This window comes from Aeromonas sp. s3, assembly GCF_040907805.1.
Lineage (GTDB): Bacteria > Pseudomonadota > Gammaproteobacteria > Enterobacterales > Aeromonadaceae > Aeromonas > Aeromonas dhakensis.
This window is the reverse complement of sequence record NZ_JBFOCQ010000024.1, coordinates 1-20,241: the sequence shown is the minus strand read 5'-3', so window position 1 is coordinate 20,241 and position 20,241 is coordinate 1. Positions and strand designations below refer to the sequence as shown.

Below are 20,241 nucleotides of genomic sequence, written 5' to 3'. Positions count from 1 at the left end.
ACCATCGGCCACGTTGACCACGGTAAAACCACCCTGACCGCCGCCATCACCAACGTGCTGGCCAAGCACTTCGGTGGTAAAGCTTTCGCCTTCGACCAGATCGACAAGGCACCGGAAGAGCGTGAGCGTGGTATCACCATCAACACCTCCCACGTAGAATACGACACCGCTACCCGTCACTACGCCCACGTAGACTGCCCGGGTCACGCCGACTACGTTAAAAACATGATCACCGGTGCTGCCCAGATGGACGGCGCGATCCTGGTAGTAGCAGCGACTGACGGCCCGATGCCGCAGACTCGTGAGCACATCCTGCTGGGTCGTCAGGTAGGCGTTCCGTACATCATCGTGTTCATGAACAAGTGCGACATGGTAGATGACGAAGAGCTGCTGGAACTGGTCGAGATGGAAGTTCGCGAACTGCTGTCCGAGTACGACTTCCCGGGTGATGACCTGCCGGTAGTCCGTGGTTCCGCACTGAAAGCGCTGGAAGGCGAAGCTCAGTGGGAAGAGAAGATCCTGGAACTGGCTGGCCACCTGGACACCTACATTCCGGAGCCGGAGCGCGCAATTGACCAGCCGTTCCTGATGCCGATCGAAGACGTATTCTCCATCGCAGGCCGTGGTACCGTAGTAACCGGTCGTGTAGAGCGCGGCATCGTTAAAGTTGGTGAAGAAGTGGAAATCGTTGGTATCAAAGATACCACCAAGACCACCTGTACCGGCGTTGAAATGTTCCGCAAACTGCTGGACGAAGGTCGTGCAGGTGAGAACGTTGGCGCGCTGCTGCGTGGCGTGAAGCGTGAAGACGTAGAGCGTGGTCAGGTACTGGCCAAGCCGGGCACCATCAAGCCGCACACCAAGTTCGAATCTGAAGTGTACGTGCTGTCCAAAGAAGAAGGTGGTCGTCACACCCCGTTCTTCAAAGGCTACCGTCCGCAGTTCTACTTCCGTACTACCGACGTGACCGGTACCATCGAACTGCCGGAAGGCGTAGAGATGGTAATGCCGGGCGACAACATCAAGATGGTTGTTACCCTGATTGCCCCGATCGCAATGGACGACGGCCTGCGTTTCGCCATCCGTGAAGGTGGCCGTACCGTAGGTGCTGGTGTTGTAGCTAAAGTTATCGCTTAATCTTTGGCTTACATAAATAAAGCAAAGCCCCTATAATAGGGGCTTTCTTATGCAGGGGCGTAGTTCGAATTGGTAGAACAGCGGTCTCCAAAACCGATGGTTGCGGGTTCGAGTCCTGCCGCCCCTGCCATATACCTCGTCTCGTACGGGGCTTTTGTGTCTTTGGTTACGTCAGATACAGGTGGGTTGTATGAGTGTTAGTTCTGAGAGCCAGGGCGGAAGCAAGGATACCCTGCTTTGGGGCCTGGTTTTCATTATCCTGGCGGCCGCTGTAGTGGGTAATTACCTGCTCAACGATGTTGTCGCTGCCGTCCGCGCCCTGGGTGTGGTCGTTGTCATTGCTGCTGCCGGTGCAGTAGCCCTGCAAACCACCAAGGGAAAGGCAACACTGGCATTTGCCCGTGAGTCTCGCCTGGAAGTACGCAAGGTCGTATGGCCGACCCGTCAGGAAGCCATTCAGACAACCCTGATTGTGCTGGCGGTGACTGCCGTGATGGGGCTGCTGCTGTTCGTACTGGACGGTGCCCTGGTCTGGTTGGTCAACCTGATTACCGGTGTGTAAGGATAAGCCATGACTGAACAACGTGAACAGCGTATGAGATGGTATGTCGTGCAGGCGTTTTCCGGCTATGAAGGCCGTGTCGCCAAATCCCTGCGTGAACATATCAAGATGCATGGCATGGAAGACATGTTCGGTGAAGTGCTGGTCCCGACCGAAGAAGTGGTCGAGATGCGTGCTGGCCAGAAGCGCAAGAGTGAGCGCAAGTTTTTCCCGGGCTACGTCCTGGTTCAGATGATCATGGATGAAACCACATGGCACCTGGTACGCAATGTACCGCGCGTCATGGGCTTCATCGGTGGCACCTCTGATCGTCCTGCTCCTATCTCCGATAAGGAAGCGGATGCCATCCTCAATCGTCTGCAAGATGCCCACGACAAGCCGCGTCCGAAAACCCTGTTTGAACCGGGTGAGATGGTGCGAGTTGCCGATGGTCCGTTCGCCGATTTCAACGGTACCGTTGAAGAGGTGGACTACGAAAAGAGCCGCGTGAAGGTCTCCGTACTGATCTTCGGCCGTTCTACTCCGGTAGAGCTGGATTTTGGTCAGGTCGAAAAAGGCTGATTAAACTCTGTTCGTTAACGGTTGTCAGGGGCAGCGAATGTCATTATAATTCGCTGCCCCTTTATTAGTTGGGGAGCCGTTTGCAGGAGCATGTCTCCGAGGCGTTAGAACCCATTTCTGAGGTATTTTTGTAATGGCTAAGAAAGTCACAGCTTATATCAAGCTGCAAGTTAAGGCTGGCAGTGCTAACCCCAGCCCTCCCGTTGGTCCTGCTCTGGGTCAGCACGGTGTTAACATCATGGAATTCTGTAAAGCGTTCAACGCTCGTACAGAGAAGCTGGAAAAAGGTTCTCCGACTCCGGTCGTGATCACCGTTTACAGCGACCGTTCCTTCACCTTCGAAACCAAGACTCCGCCCGCTTCCTTCCTGCTGAAGAAAGCTGCTGGTATCCAGTCTGGTTCCGCCAAGCCGAACAAAGACAAGGTTGGTAAGGTGACTGTTGCCCAGCTGCAAGAAATCGCCAAGACCAAAGAGCCGGATATGACCGGTGCCGATCTGGATGCAAAAGTACGTTGCATCGCCGGCTCCGCTCGTTCCATGGGCCTGGTAGTGGAGGAGTAAGACAATGGCTAAACTGTCCAAGCGTATGCGCGTTATTCGCGAAAAAGTTGACGGTACCAAAGAGTACTCCATCAACGAAGCCATTGCCCTGCTGAAAGAACTGGCTACCGCCAAGTTCGTTGAAAGCGTTGACGTTGCTGTTAACCTGGGTATCGATGCTCGTAAATCTGACCAGAACGTACGTGGTGCTACTGTACTGCCGCACGGTACCGGTCGTGATGTACGCGTAGCCGTGTTCACCCAAGGTGCCAACGCCGAAGCTGCCAAAGCTGCCGGTGCTGAGCTGGTTGGCATGGATGACCTGGCCGATCTGGTCAAGAAAGGCGAAATGAACTTCGACGTCGTGATCGCATCCCCGGATGCCATGCGCGTTGTTGGTCAACTGGGTCAAATCCTGGGCCCGCGCGGCCTGATGCCGAACCCGAAAGTTGGTACTGTAACCCCGAACGTAGCCGAAGCAGTCAAGAACGCCAAGGCTGGTCAGGTTCGTTACCGTAACGACAAGAACGGTATCATTCACACTACCCTGGGCAAAGTTTCCTTCAACGAAGTTCAGTTGAAAGAGAACTTGGAAGCTCTGCTGGTTGCCTTGAAAAAGGCCAAGCCGTCCTCCGCCAAGGGTCAGTACATCAAGAAGGTAAGCATCTCCACCACTATGGGTGCCGGTGTTGCCGTAGACCAAGCTACTCTGGAAGCTCAGGCCTAATTGATGGATTTTACAAGGCGCAAAATTTAATCTATAATTTTGCGCCTTGATTGGTTGGGGGCTTCGACCTCCGTCCAAGACCGCAGGAGGCCGCTAGGCCTTAATACTTCCTGCGTAGACGGTGCCGGAAACCCAGCGAGAAAGATTCTTTCTCTTCTGGAATCCTGCTACCGCATCGTTCCCCTCTGTTGTAAAGGTAGGGGGGATGTGTCAGTACTGGGTCAATTGACCCGGATTCAATCCAGGAGTTAAGCCAATGGCATTGGGACTCGAAGACAAAAAGGCAATTGTTGCTGAAGTCAACGAAGCTGCCAAAGGCGCTCTTTCTGCAGTGATTGCCGATTCTCGCGGCGTGACTGTAGACAAGATGACCGTCCTGCGTAAAACCGCTCGTGAAGCTGGTGTGTACATGCGCGTTGTGCGTAACACCCTGCTGCGTCGCGCGGTAGAAGGTACCGAATACGAGTGCCTGAACGACGCATTTACCGGTCCTACCTTGATTGCTTTCTCTAACGAACACCCGGGCGCTGCCGCTCGTCTGTTCAAAGAGTTTGCCAAAGCGAACCAAAAGTTCGAAATCAAGGCTGGCGCTTTTAACGGTGAGTTTATCGCCGCAGCACAAATTGATCGTCTGGCCACGCTGCCGACTTACGAAGAAGCAATTGCGAAGCTGATGGCTACCATGAAGGAAGCCTCTGCTGGCAAGCTGGTTCGTACTATCGCTGCTGTTCGCGACCAGAAACAAGCTGCTGCTTGATTCTCGCCTATCTAGGCTGTTTGAGTTTATTCAACATCAGGAATTTTTGTCATGTCTATCACTAAAGACCAAATCATCGAAGCCGTTGCTTCCATGTCCGTAATGGAAGTTGTTGAGCTGATCGAAGCTATGGAAGAGAAGTTCGGTGTTTCTGCCGCTGCTGCCGTAATGGCCGGCCCGGCTGCTGCTGAAGCAGTAGAAGAGAAGACCGAGTTCGACGTAGTTCTGACTGCTGCTGGCGCCAACAAAGTTGCCGTTATCAAAGCCGTTCGTGGCGCTACCGGTCTGGGCCTGAAAGAAGCCAAAGATCTGGTAGAAGCTGCCCCGGCTAACCTGAAGGAAGGCGTGTCCAAGGACGAAGCTGAAGCTCTGAAGAAAGAGCTGGAAGCTGCCGGTGCTTCTGTTGAGATCAAATAATCTGCATTTATGTAGATTAGCCTGATAAAACAGGCTAGGGCTGGTGAATTTTTGTTCACCAGCCTTTTTGCGCTGTAGACTGAGAGCATTTCACACCGTTTACGACTCTCGGTGCACCAGCAATCCGGACTGTTTTCTTTCGTCCGGGCCAACACAAAACGGTGTTGAGACAGAGCTGTCCCGTGGGACAGAGTGGGTCACTTATCAGCGAGCTGAGGAACCCTATGGTTTACTCTTATACCGAAAAAAAACGCATTCGTAAGGACTTCGGTAAGCGAGACCAGGTACTGGACACGCCTTATCTGTTGTCCATTCAGCTGGACTCCTTCAAGCAGTTCATCGAGGCTGACCCGGAAGGTGAATATGGCCTAGAGGCCGCTTTCCGTAGCGTTTTCCCGATCACCAGTTACTCCGGTAGTGCTGAGCTTCAGTATGTCAGCTATCGCCTGGGTGAGCCGGTATTTGACGTAAAAGAATGCCAGATCCGTGGAGTGACCTACTCCGCGCCGCTGCGTGTCAAGCTTCGTATGGTTCTGTACGACCGTGAAGCAGCTGCCGGCACCGTCAAAGACATCAAGGAACAAGAAGTATACATGGGCGAAATTCCGCTCATGACCGAGAACGGCACCTTTGTCATCAATGGTACCGAGCGGGTAATCGTCTCTCAGCTGCACCGCAGCCCGGGCGTCTTCTTCGACCACGATAAAGGCAAAACACATTCATCCGGTAAGGTGCTGTATAACGCGCGCGTTATTCCCTACCGTGGCTCCTGGCTAGACTTCGAGTTCGATGCGAAAGACAACCTGTTTGTCCGTATCGACCGTCGTCGCAAACTGCCGGCATCCATTATTCTGCGTGCCCTGGATTTCAGTTCCGAACAGATTCTGGCCACCTTCTTCGAGACTATCGGTTTCGAAGTCAAAGATGGCAAGCTGATGATGGATCTGGTGCCGGAGCGCCTGCGTGGTGAAACTGCGACCTTTGACATCGTGGCCAATGGCGCCGTGGTGGTTGAGACCGGTCGTCGAGTGACTGCGCGTCACATCCGTCAGTTGGAAAAAGATTCCGTTACCCAGATTGAGGTACCGGTTGAGTATGTTGTTGGCAAAGTTGCTGCCAAGGACTACGCACATCCGCAAACTGGCGAGATGGTAGTGACTGCCAACCAGGCGCTGAGCCTGGAAGCGGTAGCCAACCTCTCCCAAGCCGGCTTCAAGCACTTCGAGGTTCTGTTCACCAACGAACTGGACCACGGTGCCTACATGTCCGAGACCCTGCGTATCGACTCCAGCTCCAGCCGCCTGGAAGCCCTGGTCGAAATCTATCGCATGATGCGTCCGGGTGAGCCGCCGACTCGCGAAGCCGCAGAGCAGCTGTTCGAGAACCTGTTCTTCTCTTCCGAGCGTTACGACCTGTCTACCGTAGGTCGGATGAAGTTCAACCGCCGTCTGGCTCGTGAAGACGAGACCGGCGTGGGCACCCTGACCAAAGACGACATCGTCGATGTGATGAAGCGCCTGATCGACATCCGTAACGGTAATGACGAAGTGGACGATATCGACCACCTGGGCAACCGTCGTATCCGTTCTGTCGGTGAAATGGCCGAGAACCAGTTCCGCGTCGGTCTGGTGCGTGTCGAGCGTGCGGTCAAGGAGCGTCTCTCCCTGGGCGACCTGGACACCCTGATGCCGCAGGATCTGATCAACGCCAAGCCGATCTCCGCCGCAGTCAAAGAGTTCTTTGGTTCCAGCCAGCTGTCCCAGTTCATGGACCAGAACAACCCGCTGTCCGAAGTGACCCACAAGCGCCGTATCTCCGCGCTGGGCCCGGGCGGTTTGACTCGTGAGCGTGCCGGCTTTGAAGTTCGAGACGTACACCCGACCCACTACGGTCGTCTGTGCCCCATCGAGACTCCTGAAGGTCCGAACATCGGTCTGATCAACTCCTTGTCCGTGTACTCTCGTACCAACGAGTACGGTTTCCTCGAGACCCCGTACCGCAAGGTCATTGACGGTGTGATCACCGACGAAGTGGACTATCTGTCTGCTATTGAAGAAGGCAAGTACGTGATCGCACAGGCTAACGCCGCGACCACCGAAGATGGCCGTCTGAAAGATGAATTGATCCCGTGCCGTCACAAAGGTGAATCCACCTTTATGAACGCCGACCAGATCCAGTATATGGACGTGAGCCCGCAACAGATCGTCTCTGTGGCAGCGGCCCTGATCCCCTTCCTGGAACACGATGACGCGAACCGCGCATTGATGGGTTCAAACATGCAACGTCAGGCTGTACCGACTCTGCGCGCCGACAAGCCGCTGGTTGGTACCGGTATGGAACGCGCTGTGGCCGTTGACTCCGGTGTTACCGTAGTGGCCAAGCGTGGCGGCATGATCGACTACGTCGATGCCTCCCGTATCGTTATCAAGGTCAACGAAGATGAGCTGCTGCCTGGCGAAGCCGGCATCGACATCTACAGCCTGACCAAATACACCCGTTCCAACCAGAACACCTGTATCAACCAGCGTCCGTGCGTGATGTTGGGCGAGCCGGTAATGGCGGGCGACGTACTGGCTGACGGTCCGTCCACCGACCTGGGTGAACTGGCGCTGGGTCAGAACCTGCGTGTCGCGTTCATGCCGTGGAACGGTTACAACTTCGAAGACTCGATCCTGGTGAACGAGCGTGTTGTTCAGGAAGACCGCCTGACCACCATTCACATCCAGGAACTGGCCTGTATCTCCCGTGACACCAAGCTGGGTCCGGAAGAGATCACTGCTGACATCCCGAACGTGGGTGAAGCCGCTCTGTCCAAGCTGGACGAGTCCGGTATTGTCTACGTGGGTGCCGAAGTGAAGGGCGGCGACATTCTGGTCGGTAAGGTGACCCCGAAAGGTGAAACCCAGCTGACCCCGGAAGAGAAGCTGTTGCGCGCCATCTTCGGTGAGAAGGCGTCCGACGTGAAGGACTCTTCCCTGCGTGTGCCGAACGGTGTGTACGGTACCGTGGTTGACGTGCAGGTCTTTACCCGCGATGGCGTGGAAAAAGACAAGCGCGCCAAAGAAATCGAAGAGATGCAGCTGAAGGAAGCGAAGAAGGACTTGACCGAAGAGTTCAAGATCCTGGAGGACGGCATTTTCGGCCGCTCCCGCAACCTGCTGCTGGCCGCCGGTTACAGCGAAGACCGTCTGAACAAGCTCGATCGCTCCAAGTGGTTTGAACTGGCCATCGAAGATGAAGCCAAGCAAATCGAGCTGGAACAGATCGCTGAACAGCACGTTGAGCTGAAGGCCGAGTTCGACAAGAAATTCGAGAACAAGCGTCGCAAGATCATCCAGGGCGATGACCTGGCGCCGGGCGTACTGAAGATCGTCAAGGTCTATCTGGCCGTCAAGCGTCGCATCCAGCCGGGTGACAAGATGGCGGGTCGTCACGGTAACAAGGGTGTTATCTCCAAGATCTGTCCGGTCGAGGATATGCCCCATGACGAGTACGGCCGTCCGGTCGACATCGTTCTGAACCCGTTGGGCGTACCGTCCCGTATGAACATCGGTCAGATCCTCGAAGTGCACCTGGGCCTCGCGGCCAAGGGTATCGGCGAGAAGATCGACCGCATGGTCAAGGAACAGCGCGAGCTGCATGAGATGCGTGACTTCCTGCAACAGGTCTATGACCTGGGCGAGAAAGACACCCAGCAAGTGAACGTGGCCGAGCTGTCCGACGACGACGTACGTACCCTGGTCGGTAACCTGCGCAAGGGTCTGCCGGTGGCAACTCCGGTATTTGATGGCGCCAAAGAGCGTGAAATCAAGGCCCTGCTGAAGCTGGCCGACCTGCCGGAATCCGGTCAGATCGCCCTGTTCGACGGTCGTACCGGTAACGCCTTCGAGCGTAAGGTCACCGTGGGTTACATGTACATGCTGAAGCTGAACCACCTGGTAGACGACAAGATGCACGCGCGTTCTACCGGCTCCTACAGCCTGGTTACCCAGCAGCCGCTGGGTGGTAAGGCGCAGTTCGGTGGTCAGCGTTTCGGTGAGATGGAAGTGTGGGCCCTGGAGGCTTACGGTGCGGCATATACCCTGCAGGAGATGCTGACCGTCAAGTCTGACGATGTGAATGGCCGTACCAAGATGTACAAGAACATCGTGGATGGCGACCACCGTATGGAGCCGGGCATGCCCGAATCCTTCAACGTATTGCTGAAGGAAATCCGCTCTCTGGGTATCAACATCGAGCTGGACGAAGAGTAAGAGCTCGCTCTTATTGTTCGAGAATTGACGTGGGCGCCCCGAGAGGGGCGCCGAGGTTAGACTCCTGACAGGGGAAACACGTGAAAGACTTACTCAAGTTTTTGAAGGCTCAGACCAAGACCGAAGAGTTTGACAGTATCAAGATCGGTCTGGCCTCTCCTGACATGATCCGCTCCTGGTCATTCGGTGAGGTCAAAAAGCCTGAGACCATCAACTACCGGACTTTCAAGCCGGAGCGTGATGGTCTGTTCTGCGCCCGTATCTTCGGACCGGTGAAGGACTACGAGTGTCTGTGCGGCAAGTACAAGCGCCTGAAACACCGTGGTGTGATCTGTGAGAAGTGCGGCGTAGAAGTGACCCAGACCAAGGTCCGTCGTGAGCGCATGGGCCATATCGAGCTGGCCAGCCCGACTGCCCACATCTGGTTCCTGAAGTCCCTGCCGTCCCGTATCGGCCTGCTGCTGGACATGACCCTGCGTGACATCGAGCGCGTGCTGTATTTCGAATCCTATGTAGTGATCGAACCCGGCATGACCAACCTCGAGCGCAGCCAGATGCTGTCCGAAGAGCAGTACCTGGACGCACTGGAAGAGTGGGGCGACGAATTCGACGCCAAGATGGGTGCAGAAGCAATCCTGGCATTGCTGCGCGCCATCGATCTGGAAGGCGAAGTGCGCACCATGCGCGAAGAGCTGGATCAGACCAACTCCGAGACCAAGCGCAAGAAGACCACCAAGCGTCTGAAGCTGATGGAAGCCTTCCTGCAGTCCGGCAACAAGCCGGAGTGGATGATCATGACAGTGCTGCCTGTGCTGCCGCCGGACCTGCGTCCGCTGGTACCGCTGGACGGCGGCCGTTTCGCGACCTCCGATCTGAACGATCTGTACCGTCGCGTGATCAACCGTAACAACCGTCTGAAGCGTCTGCTGGATCTGGCTGCACCGGACATCATCGTGCGCAACGAAAAGCGCATGCTGCAAGAGTCCGTGGATGCCCTGCTGGACAACGGTCGTCGTGGCCGTGCCATTACCGGCTCCAACAAGCGCCCGCTGAAATCCCTGGCCGACATGATCAAGGGTAAGCAAGGTCGTTTCCGTCAGAACCTGCTCGGTAAGCGTGTCGACTACTCCGGTCGTTCCGTTATCACCGTAGGTCCGACCCTGCGCCTGCATCAGTGCGGTCTGCCGAAGAAGATGGCGCTGGAACTGTTCAAGCCCTTCATCTATGGCAAGCTGGAAACTCGCGGCCTGGCGACCACCATCAAGGCCGCCAAGAAGATGGTTGAGCGCGAAGAAGCTGTTGTCTGGGACATCCTGGACGAAGTGATCCGCGAACACCCGGTCCTGCTGAACCGTGCACCGACTCTGCACCGTCTGGGTATCCAGGCGTTCGAGCCGACCCTGATCGAAGGCAAGGCCATCCAGCTGCACCCGCTCGTCTGTGCCGCCTATAACGCGGACTTCGACGGTGACCAGATGGCGGTCCACGTACCGCTGACCCTGGAAGCCCAGCTGGAAGCGCGCGCGCTGATGATGTCCACCAACAACATCCTGTCGCCTGCCTCCGGTGAGCCGATCATCGTTCCGTCTCAGGACGTGGTCTTGGGTCTGTACTACATGACCCGTGCCCGTATCGCCGCCAAGGGCGAAGGTATGGTGCTGTCCGGTCCGAAAGAGGCCGAGAAGGTCTACCGTGCCGGCCTGGCCGACCTGCATGCGCGCGTCAAGTGCCGCATCACCGAGTACGTGAAGAGCGAAGCCGGTGAACTGGTTGCCAAGACCGAGATGAAGAACACCACCGTTGGTCGCGCGATCCTGAGCCTGATCCTGCCGAAAGGCATGGAATACGCCCTGATCGACGAACCGAAGGTGCTGACTGCCGCCGAACAGGCTGATCTGGATGCCAACCCGCAGAACTGGATCAAGTGCGTCTCCAACAAGGCGCTGGGCAAGAAGCTGATCTCTCGTCTGCTGAACACCTGCTATCGCAAGCAGGGCCTGAAGGACACCGTCATCTTCGCTGACCAGCTGATGTATACCGGTTTCCACTACGCGGCCCTGTCCGGTGCGTCCGTTGGTATCGATGACATGGTCATCCCGGATGCCAAGAAGGACATCATCGCTTCTGCCGAAGCCGAAGTCGCCGAGATCCAGGACCAGTTCCTGTCCGGTCTGGTGACCGCGGGCGAACGTTACAACAAGGTTATCGATATCTGGGCCAGCGCCAACGAGCGTGTATCCAAGGCCATGATGGAGAACTTGTCCAAAGAGCGTAACGTCAACTCGCTGGGTGAAGAAGAAGAGCAGGCCTCGTTTAACAGCATCTTCATGATGGCCGACTCCGGTGCGCGGGGTTCCGCAGCCCAGATTCGTCAGCTGGCCGGTATGCGTGGCCTGATGGCCAAGCCGGATGGCTCCATCATCGAGACGCCGATCGTTGCGAACTTCCGCGAAGGTCTGAACGTACTGCAGTACTTCATCTCCACTCACGGTGCTCGTAAGGGTCTGGCGGATACCGCACTGAAGACTGCGAACTCCGGTTACCTGACTCGTCGTCTGGTAGATGTGGCACAGGACATGGTGATCACCGAGGACGATTGCGGCACTACCGAAGGTCTGTGGATGACTCCGCTGATCGAGGGTGGCGACGTGGTCGAGCCGCTGCGTGAGCGCGTGCTGGGCCGTGTGGTTGCCGATGATGTGATCAAGCCGGGTACTGAAGACGAAGTGTTGGTAGCACGCAACACCCTGCTCGACGAGCAGCTGTGTGACCTGCTGGAGCGCAACTCCGTCGACCGCGTGAAGGTACGTTCTGCCATCACCTGTGAGACCGACTTCGGTAACTGTGCTCACTGCTACGGCCGTGATCTGGCCCGTGGTCACCTGGTTAACAAGGGTGAGGCTGTCGGTGTTATCGCCGCCCAGTCCATCGGTGAACCGGGTACCCAGCTGACGATGCGTACCTTCCACATCGGTGGTGCCGCATCCCGTGCCGCTGCCGAGAGCAGCATCCAGGTCAAGAACACCGGTAGCATCAAGCTGCAGAACGCCAAGTTCGTTCACAACAGCGACGACAAACTGGTTATCACCTCTCGTTCTACCGAACTGACCATCATGGACGAGATGGGCCGTACCAAGGAAAGCCACAAGCTGCCTTACGGTGCCGTGCTGGAAGTGAAGGATGGCCAGGCCGTGAGCGCCGGTGAAACCGTCGCCAACTGGGATCCGCACACTCACCCGATCATCACCGAAGTGGCGGGTCGCCTGCACTTCGAACACATGATCGACGGCGTGACCATTACTCGTCAGACCGACGAGCTGACCGGTCTCTCCTCCATCGTCGTGCTGGATGTCAACGAGCGTCCGAGCGCCGGTAAAGAGATGCGTCCGACCGTGAAACTGGTCGACCTGAACGGCAAGGATGTGATGATCCCGGGTACCGATGTAGCCGCCCAGTACTTCCTGCCGGGCAAGGCGATCGTGAACCTGGAAGATGGTGCCAACGTGGGCGTGGGTGACGCGGTAGCGCGTATCCCGCAAGAGTCCGGCGGTACCAAGGACATCACCGGTGGTCTGCCGCGCGTTGCGGATCTGTTCGAAGCACGTCAACCGAAAGAGCCGGCCATCCTGGCCGAGATCTCCGGTACCATCTCCTTCGGGAAAGAGACCAAGGGCAAACGCCGTCTGGTCATCACCCCGACCGATGGTGGCGACGTCTACGAGGAGATGATTCCGAAGTGGCGTAACCTGAACGTGTTCGAAGGTGAAAAAGTTGAGAAGGGTGAAGTACTGGCGGACGGTCCTGAGTCTGCTCACGACATCCTGCGTCTGCGCGGTATCAGCCCGGTCGCCAACTACATCGCCAACGAAGTACAGGACGTTTACCGTCTGCAAGGCGTTAAGATCAACGACAAGCACATCGAAGTCATCGTTCGTCAGATGCTGCGCAAGTGCGAGATCCTGACTGCTGGCGACACCGACCTGATCGAAGGCGAACAGGTTGAAGTGGCTCGCGTGAAGATTGCCAACCGTAAGCTGGTTGCTGAGGGCAAGACCCCGGCCACCTACCGTCACATCCTGATGGGTATTACCAAGGCATCTCTGAGCACCGAGTCCTTCATCTCCGCGGCTTCCTTCCAGGAAACCACCCGCGTTCTGACCGAAGCTGCCGTTGGCGGCAAGCGCGACGAACTGCGTGGCCTGAAAGAGAACGTGATCGTGGGTCGTCTGATCCCGGCTGGTACCGGCTTTGCCTACCACCACAGCCGGATCAACCAGCGTGCCGCAGCCGCTCGTGCCGTTGCCGCACCGCAGGTGACTGCCGATGAAGCTCAGCAAAACCTGGCGGATCTGCTCAACGCAGCCGGCAGCTTTGACGAAGAGTAATCTTCTGCTGCAGTGATTGAAAAAGGGCCCCTTTATGGGGCCCTTTTTATTGACTGTTTTCTCGGCAAAGCCTGATGCCACGCGGATATTCGGATGATCCAGAGCAAGGTTGCGGAGTAAAAAATCAAAAAAAGTTGACATTGAACCCTCGCAACTGAAAACTCGGGAAAGTTGAATGGGTATTACAGGGGTAGAACATGACTGTCGGTATCGAGGAAGTGATGCTTCCCGAAGAGCAACTGATCGGTCGCACTTTTACAGACGAAGACAGGGAATTGTTGCGCTCATACGATGGGCTTATCGACGGCTTGGCTGAGCTGTTCGGCAAGCACTGTGAAGTGGTGCTCCACTCCCTGGAAAATCTGCACGAGTCCGTGATCAAGATTGCCAACGGGTTCAATACGGGACGTAATGAGGGGGCCCCCATTACCGATCTCGCGCTGCGTATGCTCAAGGACATAGAGAATACCGGCCAGGATTACACCCAGAGCTATTTTGCTCGCAGCCGCACCGGCGCCCTGATGAAGTCGAGCACCATCGCCATCAGGAACAGCGACAGGCAGGTGATCGGCCTTATCTGCATCAACCTGCACATCAATGCGCCTTTTCACGAGTTTGTCGCCGAATTCTTCCCGACGCCGCAACAAGTCGAGCGTCAGTCGCCGGAGACCTTTGCCAACAGTGTGGAAGAGCTGGTTGCCCAGACGGTAGACAATACCATTGACGAAATCAACCGCGATCCGACCGTTGCCAACAATGCCAAAAACAGGTTTATCGTGACCCAGTTGTTCGAGAAGGGCATATTTGATATCAAGGACTCGATCAACCTGGTCGCCGACAAACTGAATATTTCCAAACACACCGTTTATCTGTACATCCGACAGCGCAAGCAGGGTGAAGACGAAAACGAATAAGCGCCATAGAAGGGGATAGACAAGAATGGCTAAAGAAGTTATTGCAACCGACAAGGCTCCTGCCGCAATTGGTCCATATGTTCAGGCCACCAAACTGGGCGAGCTGGTCTTCACCTCAGGGCAGATCCCGCTCGATCCGGCCACCATGGAGATCGTGGCTGGCGGCATCGAGGCTCAGGCCGAGCAGGTGATGAAGAACCTGGTTGCAGTATTGAAGGCAGCGGGTGCCGACACCAGCAAGGTGCTGAAGACCACCTGTTTCCTCAGCGACATGAACAACTTTGTTGCCTTCAACCAGGTTTATGCCCGTTACTTCGGTGAATCGGCCCCGGCCCGCTCCTGCGTGGAAGTGGCGCGCCTGCCCAAGGACGTGCTGGTTGAAGTCGAAGCCATCGCTTACGTCTGATCCAAGGCGGTACGAAGAGCCCCTCCCAGGAGGGGCTTTTTCGTATTTGGCGTAGAATGGGCTGATACATGCGCAGGAGTCCGGATATGAGTCTCAATTTCGCCTTGCTGGTGACGGGGCCGGCCTATGGTACCCAGTCGGCCAGCACGGCCTATCGCTTTGCCCTGAGCGTCATCGAACAGGGTCATCGACTGTCTCACCTGTTTTTCTATCAGGATGGGGTCTGCAACGGCAACGGTCTGCATGCTCCCGCCTCCGATGAGAGCAACCTGGTCGCCCTGTGGCGCGAGCTCGCCATCCAGCAGGGGATCCGTATCGACGTGTGCGTGGCGGCGGCCATGCGTCGTGGCGTGCTGGATGAGCAGGAAGCCAAGGGGATGGGCAGAGCGCAGTTCAATCTGGAAGCGCCCTTTTGCCTGAGCGGGTTGGGTCAGCTGGCGGAAGCCAGCCTGACCGCCGACCGCTTTGTCCAGTTCTAGGGGGAAGCATGCACAAGATTGCGTTCATTTGCCGGCGCGGGCCTCATGGTACTGCGGCTGGCCGGGAAGGTCTCGACGCCCTGCTGGCAACGTCTGCCATGACGGAGTCGCTGGCGCTGTTTCTCATCGAGGACGGCGTGCTGCAATTGCTCAAGGACCAGCAGCCGCAGACCATCTTGCAGCGTCATTATGCACCGACCTTCAAGATGCTCGAGCTCTACGATATCGAAGAGGTCTATGTGTGTACCGACTCGTTGGCGGAACGGGGGCTGACCCCCGAGGATCTGCTGATCCCGGTGACCGGTCTCTCCCGATCCGACATTCGTCGCCAGTGGGGCGACTGCAGCATCCACATCTGTTTTTGAGGTAGTCATGATACAGCTGATATTGACGTCTCCCTTCCAGAGCCGGGAGCTGGAGCAGGCACTGGCCTATCGCCAGCCGGAGGATGTGTTGGTGCTGATGCAGGACGCCGTCGTAGCGGCAACGGCCCCGTTGTGGAGCGAACGGCTGACAGGCGTGCCGCTCTACGTGATGCGGGAGGACCTGCAGGCGAGGGGGTTGCAGTCACGGATCGGGATGGATCTGGAGATGGCCGACCTGGTCGCGCTGATCGCCGAAAAAGGCTCACCGCAGACATGGGGTGGCTAGAAACTGTTTTTATAAAATAATTTCAGTGACTTACCGTGCCTTTACACACATTCTGCCGTGCCTTTCCCGACACGGATTGTATAAATCTTGACTCCCTTGACAACAGGGCATAAAATTTCGCGTCCCCGTATCTGCGGGGAGGATTTTTCACATGTTTATGAAGTCATTATCAGGAGCCTTTTGATGGCAACTATTAACCAGTTGGTTCGCAAGCCACGCATCAAGCTCGTTGTGAAAAGCAACGTGCCGGCGCTGGAAGCGTGCCCTCAGAAGCGTGGCGTGTGCACTCGTGTATACACCACCACCCCGAAGAAGCCTAACTCTGCACTGCGTAAAGTGTGCCGTGTACGTCTGACCAACGGCTTCGAAGTCACCTCCTACATCGGTGGTGAAGGTCACAACCTGCAAGAGCACTCTGTTGTTCTGATCCGTGGCGGTCGTGTAAAAGACTTGCCAGGTGTTCGTTACCACACCGTTCGTGGTGCGTTGGACTGTGCCGGTGTTAAAGACCGTAAGCAGGCTCGCTCCAAGTACGGCGTGAAGCGTCCGAAAGCTTAATGGTTCTCCGTTAAGTAAGGCCAAACGTTAATTCGTTTCTAGTTAGATAACTTTCTAGTTTTGGGTAACCCCTGAAGTTACGGAGAATTTGAAATGCCAAGACGTCGTGTTGTTGGTCAGCGTAAAATCCTGCCGGATCCCAAGTTCGGATCAGAGCTGCTGGCTAAATTCGTCAACGTAGTAATGGTTGACGGTAAGAAATCTGTTTCCGAAGCCATCGTATATGGCGCGCTGGACATCATTGCCACCAAGACTGGCAAAGAGCACCTGGCCGTATTCGAAGAAGCCCTGGACAACATTCGTCCGGCCGTCGAGGTTAAATCTCGTCGTGTCGGTGGTGCAACCTATCAGGTACCGGTAGAAGTTCGTCCGGTTCGTCGTAATGCCTTGGCAATGCGCTGGTTGGTTGATGCCGCTCGTAAACGTGGTGAAAAATCAATGGCTCAGCGTTTGGCTGGCGAGCTGCTGGATGCCGCTGACAATAAGGGTTCGTCTGTCAAGAAACGTGAAGACGTTCACCGTATGGCTGAAGCGAACAAGGCCTTCGCTCACTTCCGCTGGTAATCCGCTTGCGCAGGGTCTTTTGGCTCTGCGCACCTTCAATTATCTGGGGACAAGTGCCCTAGTAAGAGGATGACAATGGCTCGTACAACCCCCATTGAGCGTTATCGTAATATCGGTATCTCCGCTCACATCGACGCCGGTAAGACTACTACTACCGAGCGCGTACTGTTTTACACCGGTGTAAGTCACAAGATCGGTGAAGTTCACGATGGCGCTGCCACCATGGACTGGATGGAACAGGAACAAGAGCGTGGTATCACCATCACCTCCGCCGCGACCACCGCTTTCTGGTCCGGTATGGGTAAACAGTTCCAACCGCACCGTATCAACATCATCGATACCCCGGGCCACGTTGACTTTACTATCGAAGTAGAGCGCTCCATGCGTGTTCTGGATGGCGCCGTGATGGTGTACTGTGCCGTAGGTGGCGTACAGCCCCAGTCTGAAACCGTATGGCGTCAGGCTAACAAGTACAAGGTTCCCCGTATCGCGTTCGTCAACAAGATGGACCGTACCGGTGCCAACTTCCTGCGCTGCGTTGAGCACATCAAGACCCGTCTGAAAGGTAACCCGGTTCCGCTGCAACTGAACATCGGTTCAGAAGAGAACTTCAAGGGCGTTATCGACCTGGTCAAGATGAAAGCCATCAACTGGAGCGAAGCTGACCAGGGCGTTTCTTTCGATTACGAAGACGTGCCGGCCGAGCTGCTGGAACAGGCGCAAGAAATGCGCATGAACCTGGTTGAAGCCGCTGCTGAAGCGTCTGAAGACCTGATGGAAAAATACCTGGGTGGTGAAGAACTGACCGAGGAAGAGATCAAGAAAGCTCTTCGTCAGCGCGTTCTGAACAACGAAATCATCCTGGTTACCTGTGGCTCCGCGTTCAAGAACAAGGGCGTACAGGCCATGCTGGATGCCGTGATCGAGTATCTGCCGGCGCCGACCGACGTTGCTGCGATCGACGGTCTGAAGCTGGATGGCGAGACCAAAGACGAGCGTCACGCTTCCGATGACGAGCCGTTCTCTGCTCTGGCGTTCAAGATTGCTACCGACCCGTTCGTGGGCAACCTGACCTTCTTCCGCGTTTACTCCGGTGTGGTTAACTCCGGTGACTCCGTGCTGAACTCCGTTAAAGAGAAGCGCGAGCGTTTTGGCCGTATCGTTCAGATGCACGCCAACAAGCGCGAAGAGATCAAAGAAGTTCGCGCAGGCGACATCGCTGCTGCCATCGGCCTGAAGGACGTCACCACCGGTGATACCCTGTGTGACGAGAACGCGCCGATCATCCTGGAGCGTATGGAGTTCCCGGAGCCGGTAATCTCCATCGCCGTTGAGCCGAAATCCAAGGCCGACCAGGAGAAGATGGGTCTGGCACTGGGCCGTCTGGCTCAGGAAGATCCGTCCTTCCGCGTATGGACCGACGAAGAGTCTGGTCAAACCATCATCGCTGGTATGGGTGAGCTGCACCTGGACATCATCGTTGACCGTATGCGTCGCGAGTTTAAGGTAGAAGCGAACGTAGGTAAGCCGCAGGTTGCCTACCGTGAAACCATTCGTAACACCGTCAAGGATATCGAAGGTAAGCACGCCAAGCAGTCCGGTGGTCGTGGTCAGTACGGTCACGTCGTTATCGACATGTACCCGCTGGAAGAAGGCAAAGCCTACGAGTTCGTCAACGACATCAAGGGTGGCGTCATTCCGGGCGAATTCATCCCGGGTGTTGACAAGGGTATCCGCGAGCAGCTGAAGTCCGGCCCGCTGGCAGGCTATCCGGTAATGGATCTGGGCGTGCGTCTGCACTTCGGTTCTTACCACGATGTCGACTCTTCCGAACTGGCGTTCAAGATCGCTGCTTCTCTGGCGTTCAAGGCTGGCTTCATGAAGGCCAACCCGGTACTGCTCGAGCCGATCATGAAGGTCGAAGTCGAGACTCCGGAAGACTACATGGGCGACGTTATCGGTGACCTGAACCGTCGTCGCGGCCTGATCGAAGGCATGGAAGATGGCCCGTCCGGCAAGATCGTACGTGCTCTGGTGCCGCTGGCCGAAATGTTCGGTTACGCCACCTCCCTGCGTTCTGCTACCCAGGGTCGTGCTTCCTACGCCATGGAATTCGCCAAGTATCACGATGCCCCGACTAACGTCGCCCAGGCCGTGATCGAAGAGCGCAAATCCAAGTAATTTAAGATTCCCCGCCTACGACGGTAGGCGGGTTTAACCTAGAAGGACTACGTCGTGTCTAAAGAAAAATTTGAGCGTAATAAACCGCACGTAAACGTCGGCACCATCGGCCACGTTGACCACGGTAAAACCACCCTGACCGCCGCCATCACCAACGTGCTGGCCAAGCACTTCGGTGGTAAAGCTTTCGCCTTCGACCAGATCGACAAGGCACCGGAAGAGCGTGAGCGTGGTATCACCATCAACACCTCCCACGTAGAATACGACACCGCTACCCGTCACTACGCCCACGTAGACTGCCCGGGTCACGCCGACTACGTTAAAAACATGATCACCGGTGCTGCCCAGATGGACGGCGCGATCCTGGTAGTAGCAGCGACTGACGGCCCGATGCCGCAGACTCGTGAGCACATCCTGCTGGGTCGTCAGGTAGGCGTTCCGTACATCATCGTGTTCATGAACAAGTGCGACATGGTAGATGACGAAGAGCTGCTGGAACTGGTCGAGATGGAAGTTCGCGAACTGCTGTCCGAGTACGACTTCCCGGGTGATGACCTGCCGGTAGTCCGTGGTTCCGCACTGAAAGCGCTGGAAGGCGAAGCTCAGTGGGAAGAGAAGATCCTGGAACTGGCTGGCCACCTGGACACCTACATTCCGGAGCCGGAGCGCGCAATTGACCAGCCGTTCCTGATGCCGATCGAAGACGTATTCTCCATCGCAGGCCGTGGTACCGTAGTAACCGGTCGTGTAGAGCGCGGCATCGTTAAAGTTGGTGAAGAAGTGGAAATCGTTGGTATCAAAGATACCACCAAGACCACCTGTACCGGCGTTGAAATGTTCCGCAAACTGCTGGACGAAGGTCGTGCAGGTGAGAACGTTGGCGCGCTGCTGCGTGGCGTGAAGCGTGAAGACGTAGAGCGTGGTCAGGTACTGGCCAAGCCGGGCACCATCAAGCCGCACACCAAGTTCGAATCTGAAGTGTACGTGCTGTCCAAAGAAGAAGGTGGTCGTCACACCCCGTTCTTCAAAGGCTACCGTCCGCAGTTCTACTTCCGTACTACCGACGTGACCGGTACCATCGAACTGCCGGAAGGCGTAGAGATGGTAATGCCGGGCGACAACATCAAGATGGTTGTTACCCTGATTGC

The 20,241-nt window shown here is 56.2% G+C and carries 18 protein-coding genes and 1 tRNA gene; all 19 read left to right on the top strand.

What is annotated here, in order from left to right; all coding sequences use genetic code 11:
- The coding region (tuf, locus tag AB5Y98_RS12465; RefSeq protein ID WP_017788708.1) for an elongation factor Tu at positions 1-1,137 on the top strand (1,137 nt) is incomplete at its 5' end.
- A gap of 53 nt (positions 1,138-1,190) precedes the next feature.
- Positions 1,191-1,267, top strand: a tRNA-Trp gene (locus AB5Y98_RS12460).
- Positions 1,268-1,327: 60 nt separating this feature from the next.
- Positions 1,328-1,699: a preprotein translocase subunit SecE gene (gene secE / locus AB5Y98_RS12455; RefSeq protein ID WP_005306322.1), complete on the top strand. Its 372-nt coding sequence runs from the start codon at positions 1,328-1,330 to the stop codon at positions 1,697-1,699.
- 9 nt (positions 1,700-1,708) lie between these two features.
- Entirely contained in the window at positions 1,709-2,260 is a 552-nt protein-coding gene (gene nusG / locus AB5Y98_RS12450; RefSeq protein ID WP_005306318.1) for a transcription termination/antitermination protein NusG, read from the top strand.
- 133 nt (positions 2,261-2,393) lie between these two features.
- Positions 2,394-2,822: a 50S ribosomal protein L11 gene (gene rplK / locus AB5Y98_RS12445; protein WP_005306313.1), complete on the top strand. Its 429-nt coding sequence runs from the start codon at positions 2,394-2,396 to the stop codon at positions 2,820-2,822.
- A gap of 4 nt (positions 2,823-2,826) precedes the next feature.
- Positions 2,827-3,528, top strand: coding sequence for a 50S ribosomal protein L1 (gene rplA / locus AB5Y98_RS12440; RefSeq protein WP_005306309.1), 702 nt, complete (start codon positions 2,827-2,829; stop codon positions 3,526-3,528).
- 256 nt (positions 3,529-3,784) lie between these two features.
- Positions 3,785-4,285: a 50S ribosomal protein L10 gene (gene rplJ / locus AB5Y98_RS12435; protein WP_005306307.1), complete on the top strand. Its 501-nt coding sequence runs from the start codon at positions 3,785-3,787 to the stop codon at positions 4,283-4,285.
- 51 nt (positions 4,286-4,336) lie between these two features.
- Positions 4,337-4,702, top strand: coding sequence for a 50S ribosomal protein L7/L12 (rplL, locus tag AB5Y98_RS12430; RefSeq protein ID WP_005306304.1), 366 nt, complete (start codon positions 4,337-4,339; stop codon positions 4,700-4,702).
- A 224-nt stretch (positions 4,703-4,926) separates the two neighbouring features.
- The gene (gene rpoB, locus AB5Y98_RS12425) at positions 4,927-8,955 is read left to right on the top strand and encodes a DNA-directed RNA polymerase subunit beta (RefSeq protein WP_010635847.1); all 4,029 of its coding nucleotides are present in this window, start codon (positions 4,927-4,929) and stop codon (positions 8,953-8,955) included.
- Between the two features lie 80 nt (positions 8,956-9,035).
- Positions 9,036-13,340 carry a DNA-directed RNA polymerase subunit beta' gene (rpoC, locus tag AB5Y98_RS12420; protein ID WP_139431035.1) on the top strand — a complete coding sequence of 1,435 codons (4,305 nt, stop codon included), beginning with the start codon at positions 9,036-9,038 and terminating at the stop codon, positions 13,338-13,340.
- Positions 13,341-13,537: 197 nt separating this feature from the next.
- Entirely contained in the window at positions 13,538-14,254 is a 717-nt protein-coding gene (locus AB5Y98_RS12415; RefSeq protein WP_010635848.1) for a transcriptional regulator, read from the top strand.
- Positions 14,255-14,279: 25 nt separating this feature from the next.
- Complete coding sequence (locus tag AB5Y98_RS12410) at positions 14,280-14,660, top strand: RidA family protein (protein WP_005306289.1); 381 nt, start codon at positions 14,280-14,282, stop codon at positions 14,658-14,660.
- Between the two features lie 86 nt (positions 14,661-14,746).
- Complete coding sequence (gene tusD, locus AB5Y98_RS12405) at positions 14,747-15,139, top strand: sulfurtransferase complex subunit TusD (RefSeq protein ID WP_017765117.1); 393 nt, start codon at positions 14,747-14,749, stop codon at positions 15,137-15,139.
- An 8-nt stretch (positions 15,140-15,147) separates the two neighbouring features.
- Positions 15,148-15,504 carry a sulfurtransferase complex subunit TusC gene (gene tusC, locus AB5Y98_RS12400; RefSeq protein ID WP_211030562.1) on the top strand — a complete coding sequence of 119 codons (357 nt, stop codon included), beginning with the start codon at positions 15,148-15,150 and terminating at the stop codon, positions 15,502-15,504.
- Positions 15,505-15,511: 7 nt separating this feature from the next.
- Positions 15,512-15,790 carry a sulfurtransferase complex subunit TusB gene (gene tusB / locus AB5Y98_RS12395; protein ID WP_017788704.1) on the top strand — a complete coding sequence of 93 codons (279 nt, stop codon included), beginning with the start codon at positions 15,512-15,514 and terminating at the stop codon, positions 15,788-15,790.
- Between the two features lie 183 nt (positions 15,791-15,973).
- Positions 15,974-16,348: a 30S ribosomal protein S12 gene (gene rpsL / locus AB5Y98_RS12390; protein ID WP_005306278.1), complete on the top strand. Its 375-nt coding sequence runs from the start codon at positions 15,974-15,976 to the stop codon at positions 16,346-16,348.
- 93 nt (positions 16,349-16,441) lie between these two features.
- On the top strand, positions 16,442-16,912 hold the full coding sequence (gene rpsG, locus AB5Y98_RS12385; RefSeq protein ID WP_005306266.1) for a 30S ribosomal protein S7: 471 nt from the start codon (positions 16,442-16,444) through the stop codon (positions 16,910-16,912).
- Between the two features lie 75 nt (positions 16,913-16,987).
- On the top strand, positions 16,988-19,093 hold the full coding sequence (gene fusA, locus AB5Y98_RS12380) for an elongation factor G (protein ID WP_005306261.1): 2,106 nt from the start codon (positions 16,988-16,990) through the stop codon (positions 19,091-19,093).
- Between the two features lie 54 nt (positions 19,094-19,147).
- Positions 19,148-20,241: elongation factor Tu (gene tuf / locus AB5Y98_RS12375; RefSeq protein ID WP_005306258.1), on the top strand; the 1,094-nt coding region annotated here is incomplete at its 3' end.

Bases quoted from the DNA above. Each gene is read 5' to 3' on its own strand.
- tusB (WP_017788704.1), top strand. From the start codon at position 15,512: ATGATACAGCTGATATTGACGTCTCCCTTCCAGAGCCGGGAGCTGGAG.
- rpsG (WP_005306266.1), top strand. From the start codon at position 16,442: ATGCCAAGACGTCGTGTTGTTGGTCAGCGTAAAATCCTGCCGGATCCC.
- AB5Y98_RS12410 (WP_005306289.1), top strand. From the start codon at position 14,280: ATGGCTAAAGAAGTTATTGCAACCGACAAGGCTCCTGCCGCAATTGGT.
- tusC (WP_211030562.1), top strand. From the start codon at position 15,148: ATGCACAAGATTGCGTTCATTTGCCGGCGCGGGCCTCATGGTACTGCG.
- rplA (WP_005306309.1), top strand. From the start codon at position 2,827: ATGGCTAAACTGTCCAAGCGTATGCGCGTTATTCGCGAAAAAGTTGAC.
- rpsL (WP_005306278.1), top strand. From the start codon at position 15,974: ATGGCAACTATTAACCAGTTGGTTCGCAAGCCACGCATCAAGCTCGTT.
- tusD (WP_017765117.1), top strand. From the start codon at position 14,747: ATGAGTCTCAATTTCGCCTTGCTGGTGACGGGGCCGGCCTATGGTACC.
- secE (WP_005306322.1), top strand. From the start codon at position 1,328: ATGAGTGTTAGTTCTGAGAGCCAGGGCGGAAGCAAGGATACCCTGCTT.
- rplJ (WP_005306307.1), top strand. From the start codon at position 3,785: ATGGCATTGGGACTCGAAGACAAAAAGGCAATTGTTGCTGAAGTCAAC.
- nusG (WP_005306318.1), top strand. From the start codon at position 1,709: ATGACTGAACAACGTGAACAGCGTATGAGATGGTATGTCGTGCAGGCG.
- rpoB (WP_010635847.1), top strand. From the start codon at position 4,927: ATGGTTTACTCTTATACCGAAAAAAAACGCATTCGTAAGGACTTCGGT.
- rplL (WP_005306304.1), top strand. From the start codon at position 4,337: ATGTCTATCACTAAAGACCAAATCATCGAAGCCGTTGCTTCCATGTCC.
- fusA (WP_005306261.1), top strand. From the start codon at position 16,988: ATGGCTCGTACAACCCCCATTGAGCGTTATCGTAATATCGGTATCTCC.
- rplK (WP_005306313.1), top strand. From the start codon at position 2,394: ATGGCTAAGAAAGTCACAGCTTATATCAAGCTGCAAGTTAAGGCTGGC.
- AB5Y98_RS12415 (WP_010635848.1), top strand. From the start codon at position 13,538: ATGACTGTCGGTATCGAGGAAGTGATGCTTCCCGAAGAGCAACTGATC.